This window comes from Neotamlana sargassicola (genome assembly GCF_020523965.1).
GTDB lineage: Bacteria > Bacteroidota > Bacteroidia > Flavobacteriales > Flavobacteriaceae > Neotamlana > Neotamlana sargassicola.
The window spans coordinates 320,570-342,031 of the sequence record NZ_JAJAPX010000001.1; the positions used below are offsets into that span (position 1 = coordinate 320,570).

Sequence of the window (21,462 nt, forward strand, 5' to 3'; positions counted from 1 at the left end):
GAAAATTTTGATTGATAGCAAAAAATCCTCAACATATGTTGAGGATTTTTGTTTACTTAGTCATTTTACTTCATTAAATTTGCACGATTAAAATTTCGATATGTACAGAAGTCATAACTGTGGTGAATTAAGAGCATCACATACAAATACAGAAATAACCTTAGCAGGCTGGGTGCAAGGTGTTAGAGATAAAGGGTTTATGGTTTACGTAGATTTGCGAGACCGTTACGGGATAACTCAATTATATTTTGATGAAGAGCAAACAAATAAAAAAGTTTTGGAAACCGCCCAAAAACTTGGACGTGAATTTGTAATTCAAGTTAAGGGAAAAGTACAAGAGCGGGCTTCTAAAAACCCAAATATTCCAACGGGTGATATTGAAGTGCTTGTTTCAGACCTTACTATATTAAACAAAGCTAAACTTCCGCCATTTACAATTGAAGATAAAACAGATGGTGGCGAAGATATTCGTATGAAATATCGTTATTTAGATATTAGAAGAAACCCAGTAAAAAACAGCTTGATTTTTAGACATAAAGTAACTCAAGAAGTTCGAAATTACCTGTCTAATGCCAGTTTTATTGAGGTTGAAACGCCATATTTAATAAAATCTACGCCAGAAGGCGCTCGCGATTTCGTAGTGCCAAGTCGTATGAATGAAGGGCAATTTTACGCCTTACCACAATCGCCACAAACATTTAAGCAATTGCTTATGGTTGGTGGTATGGATAAATATTTCCAGATTGTAAAATGTTTTAGAGATGAAGATTTACGCGCCGACAGACAGCCAGAATTTACACAAATTGATTGTGAAATGGCTTTTATTGAGCAAGAAGATATTATAAACACCTTTGAAGGTTTAACGCGCCATTTACTTAAAGAAATTAATGGTGTTGAAGTCGATAAATTTCCAAGAATGCTTTACGATGATGCTATGCGTTTATACGGAAACGACAAACCAGATATTCGCTTTGGCATGCAGTTTGGCGAATTAAACCAAGTAGCTCAGCATAAAGATTTTGGAGTTTTTAATAATGCCGAATTAGTTGTTGGTATTGCTGTTCCTGGTGGAAATAGTTACACCAGAAAAGAAATTGATAAATTAATAAGCTGGGTAAAGCGTCCGCAAGTTGGAGCTTTAGGTATGGTTTATTGTAGATATAATGATGATGGAAGCTTTAAATCGTCGGTAGATAAATTTTACGATCAAGACGATTTAGCTAAATGGGCCGAAGTTACAGGTGCAAAACCAGGCGATTTAATTTGTGTGCTTTCTGGTGATAAAAACAAAGTACGCGCACAATTAAGTGCCTTACGCATGGAACTTTCAGAGCGTTTAGGTTTGCGTAAACCAAACGAATTTGCGCCACTTTGGGTTATTGATTTCCCACTTTTAGAATGGGACGAAGACACCGAGCGTTACCACGCCATGCATCACCCATTTACATCGCCAAAACCAGGACAAATAGAATTATTAAAAACAGATCCGGGTGCGGTTAAAGCAAATGCTTACGATTTAGTTTTAAATGGTAACGAAATTGGCGGTGGTTCTATTCGTATTCACGATAAAGAAACACAAGCTTTAATGTTCGATTATTTAGGATTTACAGAAGAAGAAGCTAAAGCGCAATTTGGCTTTTTAATGGATGCATTTCAATATGGTGCGCCTCCGCATGGTGGTTTAGCTTTTGGGTTAGATAGATTGGTGGCTATTCTTGGCGGCCAAGAAACTATTCGCGATTATATTGCATTCCCTAAAAATAATGCAGGTCGCGATGTTATGATTGATGCACCTGCACCAATAGACGATGAGCAACTCACAGAATTAAGCTTAAAACTTAATTTAAAATCATAATTTTTAAAATCCTGCAAATGCAGGATTTTTTATTACTTTTAATTGGTACTGAAAAAAACAAACTGAAAAAAATTAAACCCATGAAACAACTTTTACAATGTGTTACACTTTTATTTTCATTAGTCGTTTTTTCTCAAGATATAAAAGGAACCGAGTTGTTAGATAAAGCCATTGCGTATCACGATCCAGAAGGAAACTGGGAAACGTTTTCCGATTCCTTAAAAATAACCATGCAAATACCTGAAAAAGAAATTATTGATAACTGTATTAATATTGATTTACCAAATACTTTTTTTTCAGTTAAAACTAAAGTAGGAGATGATATTGCCGAATATATAATTAATAAAGACAGTGTAACTATAGTTTTCAATGGGGATAAAAACCCTTCCGAAGCCATTTTAAAAGCAAATAAATTAAGTAAAGATCGCGCATTGCTTTATAAAAACTATTACACTTACCTATACGGTTTACCTATGAAGCTTAAAGATGAAGGCACTATTATTCATGAAAAAGTAGAAAGCAAAACCTTTAAAGGAAAATCATACTTAGTTTTAAAAGCCACTTACGATAAAAGTGTTGGTAAAGACACTTGGTATTTTTATTTTAATAAGTCTACTTATGCAATGGAAGTGTATCAGTTTTTTCATGATGAAAGCAAAAATGATGGCGAATACATCTTGTTATTTGATGAGAAAGTAATCAGTAATATAAAAATGCCAAAAATAAGAGTTTGGTACATGAATAAAGACGATAAACATTTAGGAACCGATATTTTAAATTAGTTTGAGGCTTCATGAAATTTAACCAACTATTACGAAACTTTTTAATTTGGAAATACAAACATATTTCCGAACGAAATTTTGTGTATATTCTTAGTGTAATCGTTGGGTTTTTAGCAGGATTAGGCACTGTAACCTTAAGAAACATTACCCATTACATTAGGTTGCTTTTCGAAATCGATTTATTTAAAAACTACCAAAACTCGCTCTATTTTATTTTTCCAATTATAGGTCTTTTATTGGTTTATATTATAAAACAAACTTGGTTAAAAAAGCATATTGGCCATGGTATTTCTTCAACATTACATGCCATTTCAAAATTAAAAGGCATCATTCCCAGATATAATATTTATGCATCACTAATTACAGCACCACTAACTGCAGGATTTGGTGGTTCGGTTGGGTTACAAGGTCCTGCCGTAAGTGTAGGATCAGCTTTAGGTTCTAACTTAGGACGTTTATTACACGTAAATGCAAATACGCGCATGTTGCTTATTAGTTGCGCCGCCGCCGGAGCTATGGCAAGTATGTTTAAAGCACCAATTGCCGCCATTATTTTTGCTGTTGAAGTATTTAGTTTAGATGTTGCTTTTGCATCTTTAATTCCGTTGCTGTTGGCATCAGTTTCAGCGGTAATAACTTCTTATTTTTTCTTAGGTACCGATTTTTTATTGCGTTTCGAGTTAACCGATAAATTTCAAATAAACGATATCGCTTTCTATATCATTTTAGGTTTAGTTACTGCTTTTGCTTCGGTTTATTTTTCAAAAGTGTTTTTCGCCATTACCAATTTTTTCAAACAATTTGAAAGCAGAGCAAAACGCTTACTTATTGGCGGTTTAGCAATCGGAACCATCTTGTATTTTATTCCACCGCTTTATGGTGAAGGTTATGGTATAATGAACAACTTACTTAAAGGCGATCATCTTGCCGCTATTGGCACCACACCTTTCGAGTTAGATTTAAATAATATCTGGATTGTAATTGCATTGCTTTTAGGTATTTCAATATTTAAAGCTATAGCCATGACAACCACTTTTGGTGCTGGCGGTGTTGGCGGTGTATTTATTCCAACTTTGGTTATGGGAAGCGCTTTGGGTAATGCCTTCGCTAAAATAATTAACAACATTGGTTTTGGGTTTCACGTATCAGAATCCAATTTCACATTAATTGGTATGACAGGGTTAATGGCAGGCGTTTTACATGCTCCACTTACTGCTATATTTTTAATTGCAGAAATTACCGGTGGCTACGAACTATTTGTTCCGCTTATGTTGGTATCGGCCATATCGTTTGCTATAACAAAATATTACATTTCACATTCTATTTACACATTAAAACTAGCACAACGTGGCGAGTTAATGACCCACGATAAAGACCAAAACGTGCTTATGGTTTTAGATATAAACAGAGTTATAGAAACCAACTTTGTTCCCTTAAAACCAGAAATGAGTTTAGGTGATATGCTTCACGAAGGCGTTTCAAAATCTACCAGAAATTTATTTCCGGTGGTCGACGATGATAATGCTTTAGTTGGTATTATTTTATTAGATGATGTTCGAGACATCATGTTTAATCAATCGCTTTACAACACTACATTTGTTGAAGACTTAATGCACAACCCGCCCGATATAATCGATTACAATAACGATTCCATGAAAAAAATTATGGCGAAATTTCAAGACTCAAACGCTTGGAATTTACCCGTAATAAAAGACAATAAATACATGGGCTTTGTGTCAAAATCCAAACTACTTACGGTATATCGCCGAGAATTAATTAATTTTACAAAATCTTAATTAATAGCATGAAGTATTTAATAGGCATCATCTTTTTTGCAGCATTAGCAAGCATTATTTGTGGCTTCGTTTTACAAGTCCCTTACTCCGAAAAGCTCATAGGTTTTGGCGTAGTTGCCTTATTTTTTGTAGTCATCCCAATGTTTTCTTATCGCCACTGGAAAGATAAAGATGTAAAAGATTATATGCTTACCAAAGAAAACCTAGAAGCCATGCGAAAACGCGAAGGCGACAAACGTAAACTTTAATTATTTTTTTGGGCGTTACCCAAGGGTCGCGCTGTCATTACTCGCTACCTCCTACGTCGGTGAGCTCAAACAGGCCATTCCATCGCTAACGCAGCCACCAATATTATAATAGACTATTTAACTTGAGTTCGATATAAAACAGGCAATTGCTTCCTTGAGCGCAGTCGAAAGGTTCGCAACAAAAATATCAATTAGGTTTCGACTGCGCTCAACCTGACAAAATATATTAATTAAGATTACGCTTTTCTACAAAAAAACGTTTCAATAACCTAGATGCTTCTTCAGCCAAAACGCCACCAATCATTTTAGTTTTTGGGTGTAACTTAGTGTTTAAATTTATACAGCCGCGTTCTTCATCGCGAGCGCCATAAACAATTTTTCCTATTTGACTCCAGTACAAAGCTCCAGCACACATTTGGCAAGGCTCTAAAGTAACATACAGTGTGCATTTTTTTAAATATTTTCCGCCTAAAAAATTTGCTGCAGCCGTAATAGCTTGCATTTCGGCATGGGCCGTAACATCGTTTAAGGTTTCTGTTAAATTATGGCAGCGGGCAATAATTCTGTCTTCTATTACAATAACAGCACCAACAGGAATTTCACCTTTATCAAAAGCAGCTTCGGCTTCCTGCAGCGCTTTTTTCATAAAATAGGTATCGTCAAAAGGTTTTATCATCATAGCAAAAATACAAATTCAAACTTGTACTTTTGCGTTGTGCAAAATTCAATTTTAAATCAAATACAATCACCTACAGAACTACGTCTTTTGAACCAAAAGGACTTACCTAAACTTGCCCAAGAGTTACGTGAGTTTATTATAAACATTGTAGCAACAAAACAAGGCCATTTAGGAGCGAGTTTAGGTGTTGTAGAACTTACAATTGCTTTGCATTATGTGTTTAACACACCAACTGATGAACTTATTTGGGATGTTGGCCACCAAGCATACGGACATAAAATTTTAACTGGCAGAAAAGATGTTTTTCATACAAATCGAAGGTTAAACGGTATAAGTGGTTTTCCAAAACGAGAAGAAAGTGAATACGATGCATTTGGCGTTGGGCATTCGTCAACCTCTATTTCAGCAGCTTTGGGTATGGCTATTGCATCGCAATTAAAAGGAGATAATAAACATCATATTGCTGTTATAGGCGATGCCAGTATTGCTAGCGGAATGGCTTTCGAAGGTTTAAATCACGCCGGAGTTACCAATGCTAATTTACTCGTAATTTTAAACGATAATGCTATTGGTATAGACCCAAGTGTTGGAGCGTTAAAACAGTATTTAACCAATGTTAAAAAAGGCACACAAAAGCAAGATAATATTTTTGAAGCCTTAAATTTTAATTATTCAGGACCTATTGATGGGCATAATTTAGAAGCTCTTATTTCTGAATTAAACCGATTAAAAACCATAAAAGGCCCTAAATTTTTACACGTAATTACCACTAAAGGCAAAGGTTTAAAACAAGCAGAAAAGGACCAAGTAAAATATCATGCGCCTGGTAAATTTGATGCCATTACAGGAGAAATTATACCAAAAACTAAATCCGGCTACACCAAATTTCAAGACGTTTTTGGCGAAACCATAGTTGAGTTGGCTAAGCAAAATAAAAATATTGTAGGCATTACACCTGCAATGCCAACTGGAAGTTCTTTAAAATACATGATGGAAGAATTGCCCGAACGTGCTTTCGATGTTGGTATTGCCGAACAACATGCCGTAACTCTGGCTGCAGGCATGGCAACTCAAGGTTTAATTCCGTTTTGTAATATATATTCCACCTTTTTACAACGTGCTTACGACCAAATAATTCACGATGTTGCTTTGCAAAAATTGCCTGTAATTTTTTGTTTAGATCGTGCCGGTTTGGTTGGTGAAGATGGCGCTACGCATCATGGTGTTTTCGATTTAAGCTATTTAAATTGCATACCAAATCTTATTGTTTTTGCACCAAGAAACGAGGTTGAGTTGCGTAACATCATGTACACCGCTCAATTAGGATTAAATCAACCCATCGCTATTCGTTATCCTCGCGGAACTGGAAATATGCTTAATTGGAAAGTGCCGTTTAAACCTATTGAAATTGGAAAAGGCGAACAACTAAAACAAGGAAAAAACCTAGCTGTTTTAAGTGTTGGCACCATTGCAAGTAACATAACCATATCGATTGAAGATTTAAAAGTTTCGCATTACGATATGCGTTTTGTAAAACCGATTGATGAGAAGTTATTACATGATATTTTTAAAAACTATAGCACCATAATTACTGTTGAAGATAATAGTGTAAAGGGCGGATTTGGATCTGCAATTTTAGAATTTGCTGCAAAATACAATTACAAAAACACCATTAAAGTTAAAGGTATTCCCGATAATTTTATAGAACATGGTAGTGTTGACGACTTACAAAGATTGGTTGGTTTAGATGTTGAAAGTTTAAAAATCGAGTTTCAAAAATTTGCATAGCACTTTTTTATCTGATTTTCAAAAAAATAGCCTAATTAGAAATTCAAAAAACATAGAGTTTGTTCTAAAACTTATTTGGTGGTCGCGTTAGGGATTGCAGTGGAAAGCCCGCAGCTTGCGAGGACTTGTAACGTAAAGCCCGACCCCGATCCCGAATATTCGGGACGGGGTAACGCCCAAAGGATTTTAAAACCCAATACCTTTTATTTTTTTATACTCTAAAATGGCTTTACTATCGGACAAGGACGCGACGTAATGACAAACACTTAACAAACGCTTGTATAAACTGGTTTGGTTGGTTTGCAAACTTGCGGGCAAAGTTTTTAAAATAAGCTTATCGTAATTTGATGCTTGGTTTTTAAAACTATTATTTACGGCGTGCGTGTAAGCTGTTAACAAGGTTTTTATTACACCGTAGCCCACTATTTCTTTGTCGATAACTTCTTTGGATTGGTAAATGTTTTCGACGCTAATTTTTATGATATCTTTTATTTGAGCTTCGTATTTACTTTTATCGAGTAGTGCGCAGTTAAATTCGCCTTTAAGTATGGCGTCTTCATTTTCCATAAATACGTTTACAGCATCGTCAATTAAGCTTCCAATGGCTAATGCGCGCAAGTAGCCTATGCGATCTTCGCGGGTGGCAAGCCCGTAATAATTCTCTGGTTTTATGGTGTTTCGTATAATTTTAGACAAATATTCTAAAGCAAATTCTTCTTGTATGAGGCCGAGGTTTATACCATCTTCAAAATCGATTATAGTGTAGCAAATATCGTCGGCGGCTTCTACTAAAAAAGTTAATGGGTGACGTGAAAAACTAATATCTGTTTCGCTTCGTTTTAGTAAGCCTAAACTATTGGCCACATCGATAAAGGCTTCTTTTTCACTTTGAAAAAAGCCGTATTTTTTATCGGCAATATGGGCTGTTGGTTTTTTAGGCAACGACTCTTTTGGGTATTTTGTAAAAGCGCCCAAGGTTGCGTAGCTTAGTCTTAATCCGCCTTCGCGACCTTGGCGCGTTTCGGCTAAAATTTTAAATCCGTTAGCATTTCCTTCAAAATCGCATAAATCTTGATACTCTTTAGGAGTTAATTCGGTTTTATATATTTTACCTTCTCCGTTTATAAAAAATTCGCCAATGGCTTTTTCTCCAGAGTGACCAAATGGCGGATTTCCAATATCGTGCGCCAAAGCAGCTGCAGCAACAATGGCTCCAAAATCGTTAGCTTTATAGCCTAAATCGTATTGTAAATGTGGGTATTTATCTAATATTTTTTTTCCTGCTAATCGTCCTAAAGAACGGCCAACCACACTAACTTCTAAACTGTGAGTAAGGCGTGTATGTACAAAATCGGTTTCAGAAAGTGGTATTACTTGAGTTTTATCTTGCAAACTTCGAAACGCCGATGAAAATATAACACGATCGTAATCTACTTCAAAACCCAGACGGGTTTCGTCTTGCGCAATTCGTAAACGTTCTTTTGTATCGCCAAATCGTTTTAAAGATAATAGTTTTTCCCAGTTCATTGTTTTAGTAAAATAAAAGCAAGATAACATTTCCAAATAAATTAAGACTAAAACCTTCTTAACATTACGGTAAACTTTTAATTAACTTTTGTTGATGTTTTGATAACATTGCGTTTATCTGATTGCTTTTTATTTGCAGTTGAATTTTTAATTCAACTCATGAAACATTTTTTAATCGCTTTAAGCTTCGTTTTTACAGGCACCATGTTTGCCCAAAATAACCACGTTATTTCTGGCGCGTTATTCGATGGCGAAATTGAAAATTCACCTTTAGCTTTTGCCGAAGTTTTAATTAAGGAAACTGGCGAAAAAATGTTAACTAACACTCAAGGCACTTTTAAGTTTGAAGCGTTAGAAAACAAAACTTATACTTTAGTTTTTTCGTTTGCAGGATACGACAATAAGGAAGTAGCTGTTGCCAACAACTCTACTAATAAGCAAGCTTTAAAAATAGCATTGCAAGCCAAAACCATCTCTTTCGACGATTTAGCAAGCGTTTTAGAAAAAGCCGATAACAAGGCAACCTCTAACTAACACAAACAGATCCCCTCTCTTTTTAAAGGAAATTTTAGTTACCGAAAAACACCACAAAAATACGCCTATTTTTAGTGTTAATTTAATGTTAATTATTTAGCGTAAAAAACAAATTAAATAACATTAAACTAACCTTTTTATTACTGTTGTTTAATGTTTCGGTAACACAATTTTAAAGGTACAGTGGTTTCTTTGCGCTGAGAAAATTAAATCAAAAAAATATCTAAAAAATCAATACTCATGAAAAAATCATTCTTAACTTTTTTAACTGCATCTGCCTTAGTACTTACTGGATGTTTACAAGATGATGATACTCCAATTATTATAGAGGAGGTTACAAATAATTATTATAATAATGGCGATAACGATGGTGACAACGACGCCGATTATGAAACCATAGTAGTCTCTGGCGGTATTGCACTTGATGCTACTTGGACTGCAGATAACGTTTATGTTTTAGATAGAAAAGTTGTAGTACAAGAAGGTGTTACTTTAACTATTGAGCCAGGAACTATTGTAAAAGGTAGAGCTGGTACAGGTTCTTTATCTTCTGCTTTAATTGTTGCAAGAGGTGCTCAAATTAATGCTGTTGGTACTGCTGATGCTCCAATTATTTTTACTTCTGAAAGTGATAACATCGAGCCAGGTGAAACTTCTGGTACTAACTTAACTTCTGCTAACAGAGGTTTATGGGGAGGAATTATTATGTTAGGTAATGCTACAATATCTGTTTCAGGTGATACTGGTCTTGCAAATATTGAAGGTATTGCTGCCGATGATACATTTGGATTATACGGTGCTGATTTAGCTAACGGTGAAGCTTTTGATGATGCTGATAGCTCAGGTACTTTACAATATGTTTCTATCCGTCACGGTGGTGCTTTATTAGGAGAAGGAAACGAAATTAACGGATTAACTCTTGGTGGTGTTGGTACAGGTACTACTATCGATAATGTAGAAGTTGTTGCTAACGTTGATGATGGTATCGAATTTTTCGGTGGAACTGTAAACGCTTCAAACTTATTAGTATGGGCTCAAGGTGATGATGCTTTAGATATCGACCAAGCTTATTCTGGAACTATTACTAACGCTGTAGTTATTTTAGGTGATGCTTCAGATCATGCTTTAGAAATTGATGGTCCAGAAGGTTCAATCGATGGTGAATTTACAATCAACGATTTAACACTTATTGGTAACACTACAACTGCAAACGGTGAGTATGCAGATTGGAGAAGTAATGCACAAGGACATGTAAACAATGTTTACGCTTACGGATTCAAAGATTCTTCTGATGTTGAGTTAGATAACGATGGTGTTGCAACAAACTATAACGATGGTTTAGTTACTATGAGCAGCTGGGAAATTGTTTTACCAGCAGGTGTAACAGATGTTGCTAGCATATTTAAAAACAACGCAGATACTGTAACTGTAACAGGTTTAGGTTCTGAGGCTACTGCTGTAACTCAAGGGAGTCAAACAGTTGGAGCAACTACTACAGTTTTAGGCTGGACTTATACAGCTGAAAACGTAGACTTCTAATAAAAACCATTATTTAACAAAATAAGTACAACTGCTCACAAGGTGAGCAGTTGTTTATAAAACTCATTTATGAAAAATATTTTAATAGTTCTTATTCTATTTGTAATAGGATTATTTAATGTTGCCCAAGCGCAAACCGGTGTTTTAGCTGGTAATGTAATTGACGGCGACTATAACAATGAGCCCCTTGCATTTGCGAATATATTGGTTAAAGGAACTACAACTGGTACCACTTCAGATTTTGACGGTAAATACCAAATGGATTTAGATGCTGGTACTTATACTATTATCTTTTCTTTTGTTGGTTACGAAACCAAAGAAATTAGCGGTGTTGTAATAAACGCAGGTCAGGTTACTAATTTAGATGTTACATTAGCTTCGAATGCTTTAGACGAAATTGTAATTACAACTAGTGTTAAGCGTAATACAGAATCTGCTGCTTTAGCACTTCAAAAAAAATCGGTAACATTATTAGATGCCATGTCTGCCCAGAGTATTAAGAAAACTGGTGCAGGAGATGTAGCTAGTGCTGTAAAAAGTGTTCCTGGTGTTTCTGTACAAGGCGGTAAATATGTTTATGTTCGTGGTCTTGGAGACAGATACTCTAAATCTATTTTAAATGGTGTAGATATTCCTGGTTTAGATCCAGATAGAAACACCGTACAAATGGATGTGTTCCCTACAAATATTATTGATAATATTGTTGTTGTTAAGTCTGCAGCTGCAGAACATCCAGCAGATTTTACCGGTGGTATTGTAGATGTTATTACAAAAGATTTCCCTACAAAAGCTGAATATTCTATTTCTTTAGGTGCTGCTTATAATCCAAGTATGCACTTTAATAGCGAAGCGCTGAAATACGAAGGAAGCGATACAGATATTTTTGGTTTCGACGATGGCACAAGAAGTTTACCAATAAATCGTTACCAACCAATTCCAGGTACTTTTGAAAACAAAACATTACTTACAACTTTAACAAATCGTTTTGAGAAACAACTTAAAGCAGATAATTTTACTAACGGAGCTAACTTCGATTTAGGTTTTACCTCAGGAAATCAATATGCTTTAAAAAACGACGATAAAGTTGGTTACCAAGTTGCTGTTTCGTACAAAAACGATGTTACATTTTATGACGAAAGAATTGATGGTCGTTATACTAGACGTGTTACTTCAGGATCGGAAAATATTTTCGAACTAGATGGAAATAGATTAAGTACCGGTTCGGAAAGTATTAACACCGTTCTTTTAAGCGGATTAGTTGGTGTTACCTATAAAACCAGTCGTTCTAAATACAAAGTTAACTTTTTACACATTCAAAACGGAGAGACAACCTCAAACTTCTTAGAACAACAAATTAATACCAGTGGTGGTGTTGGTGCCTTCGAGCCTGTTGTAAAAGATGGTTTATTGTACACTCAACGTTCTATTAGTAATTTATTAGTTGCAGGTTCTCATAATATGGGAGCTGAAAACGATTGGACATTCGATTGGAAATTTGCCCCTACGTTTACAGGTGTTTACGATAAAGATCATAGAATTACTCCGTTACAAATTAGTGATGATGGCGATTATTTTATTTCTCCAAGTGCTTCTAGTTACCCATTACAATTATGGAGAAACTTATCGGAAGAAAACTGGACTGGTAAAGTAGATTTTACTAAAAAAGTAAGCATTTTTAATAGGCCTGCTAAAGTTAAGTTTGGTGGTGCTCATACTTACAAGTTTAGAGATTTTAGTATTGATAACTACTCGTTTACTTCAACAGACTTAATTATTCCAAATGGAAATAGTAATTTATTGTTGTTAGAAGAAAACATCTGGACTCCGGATACTGGTGAAGGTACATACTTAAATTTAGAAAATGTTTACGAGCCATCAAACTCTTATGAGGGAGAATCTCAGGTTAGTGCTACATATTTTTCAGCAGAATTTAATTTCTCAGAAAAACTAAAAAGTGTTTTAGGAATACGTACAGAATATTATTCTCAATATTATACAGGTGAAGAAAATGATGGAACGTCTTATACTAGAGAAAACATTATCGATGTAATAGATTTTTACCCATCGGCTAATTTAATTTATGCATTAACCGAAGAATCTAACTTAAGAGCATCGTACTCTCGTACAACGGCAAGACCATCTTTTAAAGAAGCTTCTAGTGCTCAAATTTACGATCCTGTAACCAATGATACCTTTTTAGGTAACGGATTTGGTAAATTTGATTCTGATGGTGATGTAATTTACGATCCTATTAGCCCAAGTTATATTAATAACTTCGACTTGAGATACGAAATATTTAGAGAAGAAGGCCAAATGATTGCTGTAAGTGGTTTTTATAAGTCATTTAAAGACCCTATAGAAATTGTATTTATGCCTAATACAAGTTCGGCATCACCACAATTTACGGTGGCTAATCTTGGAGACTCAAAAGTATATGGGGCTGAGTTAGAATTTCGTCAAAACTTTGGTTTTTTAAGCGAATCTTTAACAAACTTAAAGCTTACAGCTAACGCATCTTATACTAAGTCCGAACTTGAAATGTCTGAATTCGAATTCCAATTACGTACGGCAGAAGGCACGCTTAAAACAGGCGAAACTGTTGATAGAATTCGTGATTTACAAGGTATGTCGCCTTACTTAATAAATGTTGGTTTAGATTACGATTTCGTTGACAAGGATATTAGAGCTGGTTTATTCTATAATGTTCAAGGTAAAACTTTAGAAATTGTTGGTACTGGATTTTTCCCAGATATTTACACACAACCATTTCATAGTTTAAATTTTACATCTAACTTTACTTTGGGAGAAAAGAAAAGATCTTCTATTTCATTTAAAGTAAACAACATTTTAGGAGATGAAAGAGAAAGTCATTACGAATCGTTTAATGCACAAAATCAAGTATTTTCTTTAAGACAACCAGGAACAGAATTTTCGTTAGGATATTCTTTAAAGTTCTAAATTTTCAAAATTTAAATAAAAAAAGAGCCTAAAGTTAAACACTTTAGGCTCTTTTTTTACACTAATATTAATATTACAAAGATGCTACGTTGTTATTGTAATTAACAAATTTCTTTTTGCCATTAATCCAATGTATCCACTTTCCAACTTTTTTTCCATTGTTGTAAAATGCAGACACTAATTTGTTTCCGTCCTTATCATAGCTTATCCAGTTTCCTTCTAGTTTTCCTTCTAAAGTAAACGATCCGGTTTGACTAACTTCACCGTTGTTATGATAATAAACAACATCAATTAAATTTGTTTCTTCATTTAATGTTAGTTCTTTCTCTTTTTGTGCAAAAGCAACTGTAACAAACAGCGCCATTGCAAAAGTTAAAATTGTTTTCATAATATGGGGTTTTATTCGATTATTTTTTTACAAATATAAACATTTTTTACAATAAAGAAACATTCACATAACATTAAATTAACATTAAATCTATATTTAATTGATTTACAGTATTTTAAAAAATAACATTTAATTAACTTACAACCATCCTCTAAATATGCATAACACACACCTAAATGTACAAATTTTACTTGTATAATAGAAAGAACATAACATTCCGGTAACATTGAGTTCAATTTAAAATGAGACATTTGCCCTATAATTTTTAATAGTTTTATGGGAGATATTTACATCTATATGTTGGTGGCATTAGCCGTATTAGCTGCTGCCGATTTAGTTGTTGGAGTTAGTAACGATGCTGTTAATTTTCTAAACTCAGCCATTGGCTCTAAAGCCGTTTCGTTTAAAACCATTATGATTGTGGCTAGTTTGGGTGTGGCTATTGGTGCCATGTCGTCTAGCGGAATGATGGAAGTTGCACGTAAAGGTATTTTTAACCCAAGCGAATTTATGTTCGACGAGATCATGATTATTTTCATGGCCGTTATGCTCACAGATATACTCTTGCTCGACTTTTTTAACACCATGGGTTTACCTACATCGACCACTGTTTCTATTGTTTTCGAACTTTTAGGGGCTTCGGTGTGTATTGCCATTATAAAAATTTCGGCCGATGACTCTCAATCTATCTTAAACATAGGCAATTACATTAACAATGAAAAAGCCATCGAAATTATACTCGGCATTTTACTTTCTGTTGTTGTTGCTTTTAGTGTTGGCGCTATAATTCAATTTATTTCTAGGTTATTATTATCATTCAATTTTAATAACAAACCCAAAATATTTGGTGCTGTTTTTAGTGGTTTTGCGATTACATCTATCATGTATTTTATCCTTATTAAAGGTATAAAAAATGCCACTTTCATGAACGATTCCATAAAAGCTTTAATTACCGGTAATCCGCCAGCGCTTCTTGCCATTGGCTTTGTAGTTTTTACCATTTTATCGTACGTGGCCATGGTAACCTTAAAAACCAATATTTATAAAATAATTATTGTTGTTGGTACTTTTGCTCTTGCCGTTGCATTTGCTGGTAACGACTTAGTTAACTTTATTGGTGTACCTATTGCTGCGTTTAATTCTTACGAAGCTTGGTCGGTTACAAATATTTTACCCCAACATTTCCCCATGGTTGCACTTAGCGAACCTGTGCAAACCAAACCTTATTTGCTTTTAATTGCAGGCATAATTATGGTGCTTACATTATGGTTTTCTAGTAAAGCACGCGCCGTAGTAAAAACATCGGTTGATTTATCTCGCCAAGACGAAGGGTCGGAACGTTTTGAACCTAATTTCTTATCACGTAGTATTGTTCGATATAGCATTGTAGCTTCAGAAAGTTTTAATAACATACTACCTAATTCCTTCAAGCAAAAAATTGAACAACAGTTTAAAAAACCAGACGTTTTAACCTTACTAAAAAAAGATGACATACCTGCATTCGATTTAGTTCGAGCTGCCGTAAACCTAATGGTTGCAAGCGTATTAATTTCAATAGCAACTTCAATGAAACTTCCACTTTCTACAACCTACGTAACATTTATGGTTGCTATGGGAACCTCACTAGCCGACAGGGCTTGGGGTAGCGAAAGTGCTGTATACCGCGTTGCTGGGGTTCTTAATGTTATTGGTGGTTGGTTTTTTACCGCTTTAAGTGCTTTCGTAGCGGCCGCAGTTATGGCCTTAATTTTATTTTACGGTCGTGGTTATGCGTTAACTGCTTTACTTACAATAGCCGTTGTACTTTTAATTAGAAACTCTATTGTACACAGCAAAAAAGCTAAAGAACAAAAAGCCGAAGATAGCCTTAAAAAAGCCGAAAGTAGTTCTACTCAAGGTGTTATTATTGAAAGTGCTAAAAACATTGCAAATGTAGTAAACCGTGGTAATAGAATTTACAGCGGTGCTATAAACGGCCTAGCAACACATAATTTAAAGCAGCTTAAAAAAAATAAAAGTAATATTAATAAACTATCGGACGAAATTGAAGAACTTCGTGATAATATCTTCTATTTTATTAAAAAATTAGACGAACCGAGTGCAAAGGCAAGTAACTTTTACATTACTATTTTAAGCCTTTTACAAGACATGACGCAATCACTCGAGTACATTTCGAACGTAAGTTATAAACACGTAAACAACAATCATAAAAAATTAAAGTTTACACAAATAAAAGAACTTAAAGAAGTCGATCAAGTTTTAGAAAACCTCTTTGAAAGAACTAATTCTTCATTTAACTCGCGTTCTTTTGAAGAAATAGGATTAGTTTTAAGTAAAAAACAAATCATTTTCGATTTACTTAACGACAAAATACAAAAACAAGTAGAGCGTACCAGAACCGAGGAATCTAGTCCTAAAAACACCACTTTATATTTTAGTATTTTACTAGAAACTAAAGATTTACTAAAAGCTATGACTACACTTTTAGAGGAATATTATAGCGCCCACGACAATTCTGTTGAGCCAGCTACCATTAAAAAGTAATATCTTAAATTCTTCTTAAAACAATAATTTAAACATCTATAATTGATTTTGTACCGTAAGTATAAAAAACAATTAAGATTAAATTATTATGAAGAATTTTTCAGTTTTATTATTGGCAACCATTTTTACAGTGTCATGTGTTTCAAAGAAAAAATATGTAGCACTTCAACAAGAAAATGGTGAAATAAAAAGCCAACTACAAAAAACTCAAGTTGCTAAAGAAGATCTTGAAGCTAAATTTGCAAAAATTGAAGCTCGAGTTGCCAACTACAACAATAAAATAATGTCTCTTAAGGCAGAAAGCGATGCAAAGTTAGAAGTTGCCGAAAATGGCACCCTTATTTCTAACGACGCAAAAGCACAAATGAGAGCCACTTTAAAAAACGTTGATGCTGCTAAATTAAGCAATGCTAAAACACTTAAAGATTCTATGAATATTGCAGTGGCATACAATCTTGAAAAGGCCATAAACGAAAGCAATATTAACGAAGATGAAGACTTTGCTGTAGATATTAATGAAACCGTAGTAATGATATCTATTGCCGATAATATGCTATTTAACACTGGAAGCTACCGTTTAAGCAGTAAAGCCGATAACGTACTTAAAAAACTTGCAGATGTTATAAACTCTGAACCTAGTTTAGATGTAATGATTGAAGGCCACACCGATGCCAGAACCATTAATACTGCTAAAGTATCAGACAATTGGGATTTAAGCGTTTTAAGAGCTACATCGGTTGTTAGAAAGCTACAAGAAAAGTATGAAGTTTCTCCAGAAAAAATGATTGCTTCTGGTAGAAGCAGTTACCAACCTATTGCAAGCAACGATAATGCAGAAGATAGAGCAAAAAACAGAAGAACTCGCATTATAATTTTACCAAACATTGATAAGTTTTTTGCGTTAATGGCAGATAACGATACTACTTTGGCAGAAAACATTTTAGATTAAATATTAATTATATTATTTAATTAGTCCATTTATTTACCAACTGGTAACAGACCTGATAGTTTTTAAAACCATCAGGTCTTATTTTTTATATTAATATTACGTGCTATTATAAACACTGATATTTGTTTTAATAATTACAAAACCAAACCCATTTATACACTTAGGTAAAATATTAAACCCTTGAGAAAGGGCATAAAAAAAAGCATTTCTAATTAAAGAAATGCTTTTTTAAAATCCATAACACTTTTGTATTAACCCTCACAGCTAGTACACTCTTTTTTCTGTTTGAATTTTTGGGCTGCATTCATACTATGCTGATAGTACAGCGATTTTATACCTAATTTCCAAGCCGTAATATATATTTTATTAATATCCTTTACTGGCATATCTGGATGTACCATAATGTTTATAGATTGTCCTTGATCTATATGGTTTTGACGGTTTGCCGCTTGGTAAATAATTGTTAACTGATCAATTTCAGAATAGGTTTTAAATACGTCCTTTTCATGATCGCTTAAAAAGTCTAGGTGCTGTACCGAACCATCGTAGTCGCGAATGCTCTTCCAAACCTCACTAGTATTCATTCCTTTTTCTTCTAAAAGATTTATTAAAAACGGGTTTTTAATAGTTGTTTTTATTTTAGCAATATCTTTTACATAACTGTTAGACCAAATTGGCTCGATACCTTGCGATACTTGACCTAAAATAAACGCTGAAGATGTTGTAGGCGCAATAGCATTTAAAGTTGTATTACGACGCCCATAGCCTTTTAATACTTCTGGTTCTCCATACAATTTTGCCAATTCTTCTGAAGCTTTAACAGAACGCTCTTTTATTGTTTTAAAAATTTCGCTGTTTAAATTAAAGGCTTCTTGACTATCAAAAGATAACATTTTACTCTGTAATAGAGAGTGCCATCCTAATGCCCCCATTCCTAAAGCACGGTTTTCTTTAGCAAAGTTATAAGCGCGTTCCATAAACAAGAAGGTTTGCTGGTCGTCGCGGTTTGGCGAATCTCTATAAACTTCTAATTTTGTAATGAACTCTTCTAAAACAGCATCAAGAAAATAAATCATGGTTTCAACCGCATCGGTATCTTTCCACTTATCGTAATGTAACAAGTTTATTGACGATAACACACATACAAACGACCATTTTTCGTTTGTAGGTAGCATAATTTCGCTACATAAATTACTTGCATAAATTTCATGTCCTTTATCTCTATAAACATCAGCTGCATTATTGTTAGCATTGTCTCTAAAGAAAATATAAGGATATCCTATTTCGCCACGACGTTGTAATATTTTTGCCCAAATTGAACGCTTTTCAACATCACCATCAATCATTTCTTGCATCCACTCGTTACCAACAGTTACACCGTGAGTAAGTTCTTGAATTGGGTTACCTTCGGTACCAATTTCTAAAAACTCATTAATATCACTATGATCGATAGGTAAATATGGGGAAAAACGACCACGTCTTACAGAACCTTGACTTACAACATCAACCATTTTTTCAAACAATTGCATAATGTGTACGGCACCCGACGACTCACCATTATTTTTTACAGGTGCACCACGATGACGCAGTTTACCAAAATATCCAGACGTTCCACCACCTAGTTTAGACATCATTCCAACCTCAGACTGTGTGTACAAAATATCACCCATATCGTCTGATACATGCGAACCAAAACAGCTAATTGGTAAACCGCGTTTTTTACCAAAGTTAGACCACACTGGCGACGCTAATGAGTAATAACCTTCGGCCATGTAACCGTAGAACTTATCGGCAAATCCGTCTATTTTCAAAATGTCTTCAGCACGTTGTGCAATTTCTAAAATACGCGCTTCTGGCGTTGTACCTTCGGTAAGGTAACCCGACGACAAAAATTTACGACTGTGCTCTGTTAACCATTTAATTTCTGGTTGTTGTTTTGCAGCAGTTTCTTGTCTGGCTTCTTTTCTAGCTTTTAGTAACTCATCGTATTTCGAGGCTGCCTCGGCCTCTACGTGAGCGCTTTTTAGGTCTGGATTTGTGTGTTCGTTCATGTTTAAAATAAGTCGTCGCTTGTTATACTTTTGGTTCTTTTACTGTAATTTATAGAGCGTTTAACAAAGAAATCTCCATGCTTGGTGCCTATTATCTCGTCATCAAACCATTCGGTTTGAGCTATTAATGATTCGTCTATTTCGAAAATTTTGTCTATACCTATACTTTGTAACGAGTTATTAAATCTGTTTTTAATAAATTCGTTTATAACATCTTTTGGAAGAAAATCTAGTTCGCCTGCTTCAAAAATCCAATCCACAATTTTACTTTCCGACTCAAAAGCTTGTTTGCATAATTCTTGCACCTTGGTGTTATGCTCTTCGCCAAACCACGTTGGGTTTTCATCTTTTATAATTCTTATAATATCGATACCAAAATCGCCATGAATTTGCTCTTCTTTTGAAGTTGCTTCAACCACATTCGATATTCCTTTAAGCATATTTTTATGCTTATTAAAGGCCATAATTATTAAGAATTGCGAGAATAATGACACGTGCTCAATAAATAAAGAGAATAATAAAATTGATTCTGCGTATTCTTGGTTGTCTTCACTTTTAGCATTTTTAAGTGCTGTTTCTAAAAAGTGAACACGTTGCATTACAACAGGTTTCTTTTTAAGATTTTTAAACTCGTTATTTAATCCTAAAATTTCTAATAAGTGAGAGTAGGCATCATGATGACGCACTTCGCTTTCCGCAAATGTAGAACCAACCGACCCAATTTCTGGTTTTGGCATTTTTTGGTATATGTCGCCCCAAAAGGTTTTTACGGCAACTTCAATTTGTGAAATAGCCAACATGGTGTTTTTTATAGCATTTTGCTCAACTACAGTTAGTCTTGTTTTAAAATCTTGAATATCGCTTGTAAAGTTAAACTCGGAGTGAATCCAGTACGAGTGTCTTATAGCGTCAACATATTCGTTAAGCGCAGGATATTCGTATGGTTTTAAGTTTATACGTTTTTCAAAAATATTAGTCTTTCTATTTCTAGCCTGTTCGTTTCTATATAATATGTAAGCCTTTGCAACGTCGTGAAATTCGCTCCCCATTAATTTGTCTTCAACAATATCTTGAACTTCCTCTACGGTAGGCACATAATTACTATCGTTAGCCTTTCTAGCAATTAAAGTTTGTAAAACCTTTTCGGAAATTCCTTTGGCATCTTCTTTAGAGCCATTACCAACAGAAATCATAGCCTTTTCTATGGCATTTGAAATCTTATTTAAAACAAACGGTGCTGTTTCGTAATCTCGTTTAATAATTTGTGTAATCTCCATAATACTAAAATTTACAGACTAAAATACCATTAGAACAACTGCTTAATTTTGGCTATTCAGTTTAGTAATTCGTTAAAATATGTGTTTTTTGTGCTCCTAAAAATGAGGATCGATTGGGGGCTTTCTCGAAAGCTAATTTTCAGTCTCTTTTATTCCCAAATAACCGACCAAAAATTTTACTCTTTTTGCCTACAACAAAGATTGATAATTGTGCTTAAAAATGAAAGTGGTTTTAATAAACGTTGTTAACAAGTTTTTAACAACGGCTATTTTAAGTATTAAAAACCACACAAAACAACCGTTTATTTATTTGATTTTCAAAATCTTAAAATAAAATTAAGGATTTGATAAATTTTGAAGTTAATTAAATTTCAAAAAATTTTGACAACCTGGAATTTGAAGTTAAAAAAATTAAATTCCCATAATTTTTACCCTAAAAAATCAACTAAAAAAAAGACCTAAAAAAAGCGTATCTACAAGCGAATTTTAAAGGGATTTTATCTTCAAAAAAACACTCAAAAACAACTTCAATACACAACTATTAAAA

At 34.2% G+C, this 21,462-nt stretch carries 15 protein-coding genes; 10 read left to right on the forward strand and 5 right to left on the reverse strand.

Going from position 1 to position 21,462, the window contains the following annotated elements:
• Positions 1–100 precede the first annotated feature (100 nt).
• From aspS to LG651_RS01355, 4 genes are all read left to right on the forward strand, one after another.
• Entirely contained in the window at positions 101–1,855 is a 1,755-nt protein-coding gene (aspS, locus tag LG651_RS01340; RefSeq protein ID WP_226694363.1) for an aspartate--tRNA ligase, read from the forward strand.
• An 80-nt stretch (positions 1,856–1,935) separates the two neighbouring features.
• The gene (locus LG651_RS01345) at positions 1,936–2,637 is read left to right on the forward strand and encodes a DUF6503 family protein (RefSeq protein WP_226694364.1); all 702 of its coding nucleotides are present in this window, start codon (positions 1,936–1,938) and stop codon (positions 2,635–2,637) included.
• An 11-nt stretch (positions 2,638–2,648) separates the two neighbouring features.
• The gene (locus tag LG651_RS01350) at positions 2,649–4,433 is read left to right on the forward strand and encodes a chloride channel protein (protein ID WP_226694365.1); all 1,785 of its coding nucleotides are present in this window, start codon (positions 2,649–2,651) and stop codon (positions 4,431–4,433) included.
• Positions 4,434–4,441: 8 nt separating this feature from the next.
• Positions 4,442–4,681 carry a hypothetical protein gene (locus LG651_RS01355; protein ID WP_226544304.1) on the forward strand — a complete coding sequence of 80 codons (240 nt, stop codon included), beginning with the start codon at positions 4,442–4,444 and terminating at the stop codon, positions 4,679–4,681.
• 226 nt (positions 4,682–4,907) lie between these two features.
• Here LG651_RS01355 and LG651_RS01360 read toward each other — a convergent pair whose 3' ends face one another.
• The gene (locus LG651_RS01360) at positions 4,908–5,357 is read right to left on the reverse strand and encodes a nucleoside deaminase (protein WP_226695000.1); all 450 of its coding nucleotides are present in this window, start codon (positions 5,355–5,357) and stop codon (positions 4,908–4,910) included.
• 39 nt (positions 5,358–5,396) lie between these two features.
• Here LG651_RS01360 and dxs point away from each other — a divergent pair, with 39 nt between their 5' ends.
• Positions 5,397–7,148 carry a 1-deoxy-D-xylulose-5-phosphate synthase gene (dxs, locus tag LG651_RS01365; RefSeq protein WP_226694366.1) on the forward strand — a complete coding sequence of 584 codons (1,752 nt, stop codon included), beginning with the start codon at positions 5,397–5,399 and terminating at the stop codon, positions 7,146–7,148.
• Between the two features lie 186 nt (positions 7,149–7,334).
• On the opposite strand, the gene dgt is transcribed toward dxs, so the two are convergent.
• Positions 7,335–8,675 carry a dGTP triphosphohydrolase gene (dgt, locus tag LG651_RS01370; protein ID WP_226694367.1) on the reverse strand — a complete coding sequence of 447 codons (1,341 nt, stop codon included), beginning with the start codon at positions 8,673–8,675 and terminating at the stop codon, positions 7,335–7,337.
• 159 nt (positions 8,676–8,834) lie between these two features.
• On the opposite strand from dgt, the gene LG651_RS01375 reads away from it, so the two are divergent.
• The 3 genes from LG651_RS01375 to LG651_RS01385 all read left to right on the forward strand — a co-directional run bounded on the left by LG651_RS01375 (position 8,835) and on the right by LG651_RS01385 (position 13,706).
• Positions 8,835–9,209, forward strand: coding sequence for a carboxypeptidase-like regulatory domain-containing protein (locus LG651_RS01375; protein WP_226694368.1), 375 nt, complete (start codon positions 8,835–8,837; stop codon positions 9,207–9,209).
• 240 nt (positions 9,210–9,449) lie between these two features.
• Complete coding sequence (locus tag LG651_RS01380) at positions 9,450–10,748, forward strand: autotransporter outer membrane beta-barrel domain-containing protein (RefSeq protein WP_226694369.1); 1,299 nt, start codon at positions 9,450–9,452, stop codon at positions 10,746–10,748.
• Positions 10,749–10,817: 69 nt separating this feature from the next.
• Positions 10,818–13,706: a TonB-dependent receptor gene (locus tag LG651_RS01385; RefSeq protein WP_226694370.1), complete on the forward strand. Its 2,889-nt coding sequence runs from the start codon at positions 10,818–10,820 to the stop codon at positions 13,704–13,706.
• Positions 13,707–13,779: 73 nt separating this feature from the next.
• Here LG651_RS01385 and LG651_RS01390 read toward each other — a convergent pair whose 3' ends face one another.
• On the reverse strand, positions 13,780–14,094 hold the full coding sequence (locus LG651_RS01390) for a toxin-antitoxin system YwqK family antitoxin (protein ID WP_226694371.1): 315 nt from the start codon (positions 14,092–14,094) through the stop codon (positions 13,780–13,782).
• 276 nt (positions 14,095–14,370) lie between these two features.
• Here LG651_RS01390 and LG651_RS01395 point away from each other — a divergent pair, with 276 nt between their 5' ends.
• Together LG651_RS01395 and LG651_RS01400 are read left to right on the forward strand one after the other, a co-directional pair.
• Positions 14,371–16,638 (forward strand): inorganic phosphate transporter, encoded by a 2,268-nt coding sequence (locus tag LG651_RS01395; RefSeq protein WP_226694372.1) that lies wholly within the window; start codon positions 14,371–14,373, stop codon positions 16,636–16,638.
• 88 nt (positions 16,639–16,726) lie between these two features.
• The gene (locus LG651_RS01400; RefSeq protein WP_226694373.1) at positions 16,727–17,587 is read left to right on the forward strand and encodes an OmpA/MotB family protein; all 861 of its coding nucleotides are present in this window, start codon (positions 16,727–16,729) and stop codon (positions 17,585–17,587) included.
• 251 nt (positions 17,588–17,838) lie between these two features.
• Here LG651_RS01400 and LG651_RS01405 read toward each other — a convergent pair whose 3' ends face one another.
• Together LG651_RS01405 and LG651_RS01410 are read right to left on the reverse strand one after the other, a co-directional pair.
• Positions 17,839–19,638 carry a ribonucleoside-diphosphate reductase subunit alpha gene (locus tag LG651_RS01405; RefSeq protein WP_226694374.1) on the reverse strand — a complete coding sequence of 600 codons (1,800 nt, stop codon included), beginning with the start codon at positions 19,636–19,638 and terminating at the stop codon, positions 17,839–17,841.
• Between the two features lie 2 nt (positions 19,639–19,640).
• On the reverse strand, positions 19,641–20,915 hold the full coding sequence (locus tag LG651_RS01410) for a ribonucleotide-diphosphate reductase subunit beta (RefSeq protein WP_226694375.1): 1,275 nt from the start codon (positions 20,913–20,915) through the stop codon (positions 19,641–19,643).
• Between the last annotated feature and the right edge of the window lie 547 nt (positions 20,916–21,462).

Coding starts and splice junctions, on each gene's coding strand:
- aspS (WP_226694363.1), top strand. CDS start 101: ATGTACAGAAGTCATAACTGTGGTGAATTAAGAGCATCACATACAAAT.
- LG651_RS01345 (WP_226694364.1), top strand. CDS start 1,936: ATGAAACAACTTTTACAATGTGTTACACTTTTATTTTCATTAGTCGTT.
- LG651_RS01350 (WP_226694365.1), top strand. CDS start 2,649: ATGAAATTTAACCAACTATTACGAAACTTTTTAATTTGGAAATACAAA.
- LG651_RS01355 (WP_226544304.1), top strand. CDS start 4,442: ATGAAGTATTTAATAGGCATCATCTTTTTTGCAGCATTAGCAAGCATT.
- LG651_RS01360 (WP_226695000.1), bottom strand. CDS start 5,357: ATGATAAAACCTTTTGACGATACCTATTTTATGAAAAAAGCGCTGCAG.
- dgt (WP_226694367.1), bottom strand. CDS start 8,675: ATGAACTGGGAAAAACTATTATCTTTAAAACGATTTGGCGATACAAAA.
- LG651_RS01375 (WP_226694368.1), top strand. CDS start 8,835: ATGAAACATTTTTTAATCGCTTTAAGCTTCGTTTTTACAGGCACCATG.
- LG651_RS01380 (WP_226694369.1), top strand. CDS start 9,450: ATGAAAAAATCATTCTTAACTTTTTTAACTGCATCTGCCTTAGTACTT.
- LG651_RS01385 (WP_226694370.1), top strand. CDS start 10,818: ATGAAAAATATTTTAATAGTTCTTATTCTATTTGTAATAGGATTATTT.
- LG651_RS01390 (WP_226694371.1), bottom strand. CDS start 14,094: ATGAAAACAATTTTAACTTTTGCAATGGCGCTGTTTGTTACAGTTGCT.
- LG651_RS01395 (WP_226694372.1), top strand. CDS start 14,371: ATGGGAGATATTTACATCTATATGTTGGTGGCATTAGCCGTATTAGCT.
- LG651_RS01400 (WP_226694373.1), top strand. CDS start 16,727: ATGAAGAATTTTTCAGTTTTATTATTGGCAACCATTTTTACAGTGTCA.
- LG651_RS01405 (WP_226694374.1), bottom strand. CDS start 19,638: ATGAACGAACACACAAATCCAGACCTAAAAAGCGCTCACGTAGAGGCC.
- LG651_RS01410 (WP_226694375.1), bottom strand. CDS start 20,915: ATGGAGATTACACAAATTATTAAACGAGATTACGAAACAGCACCGTTT.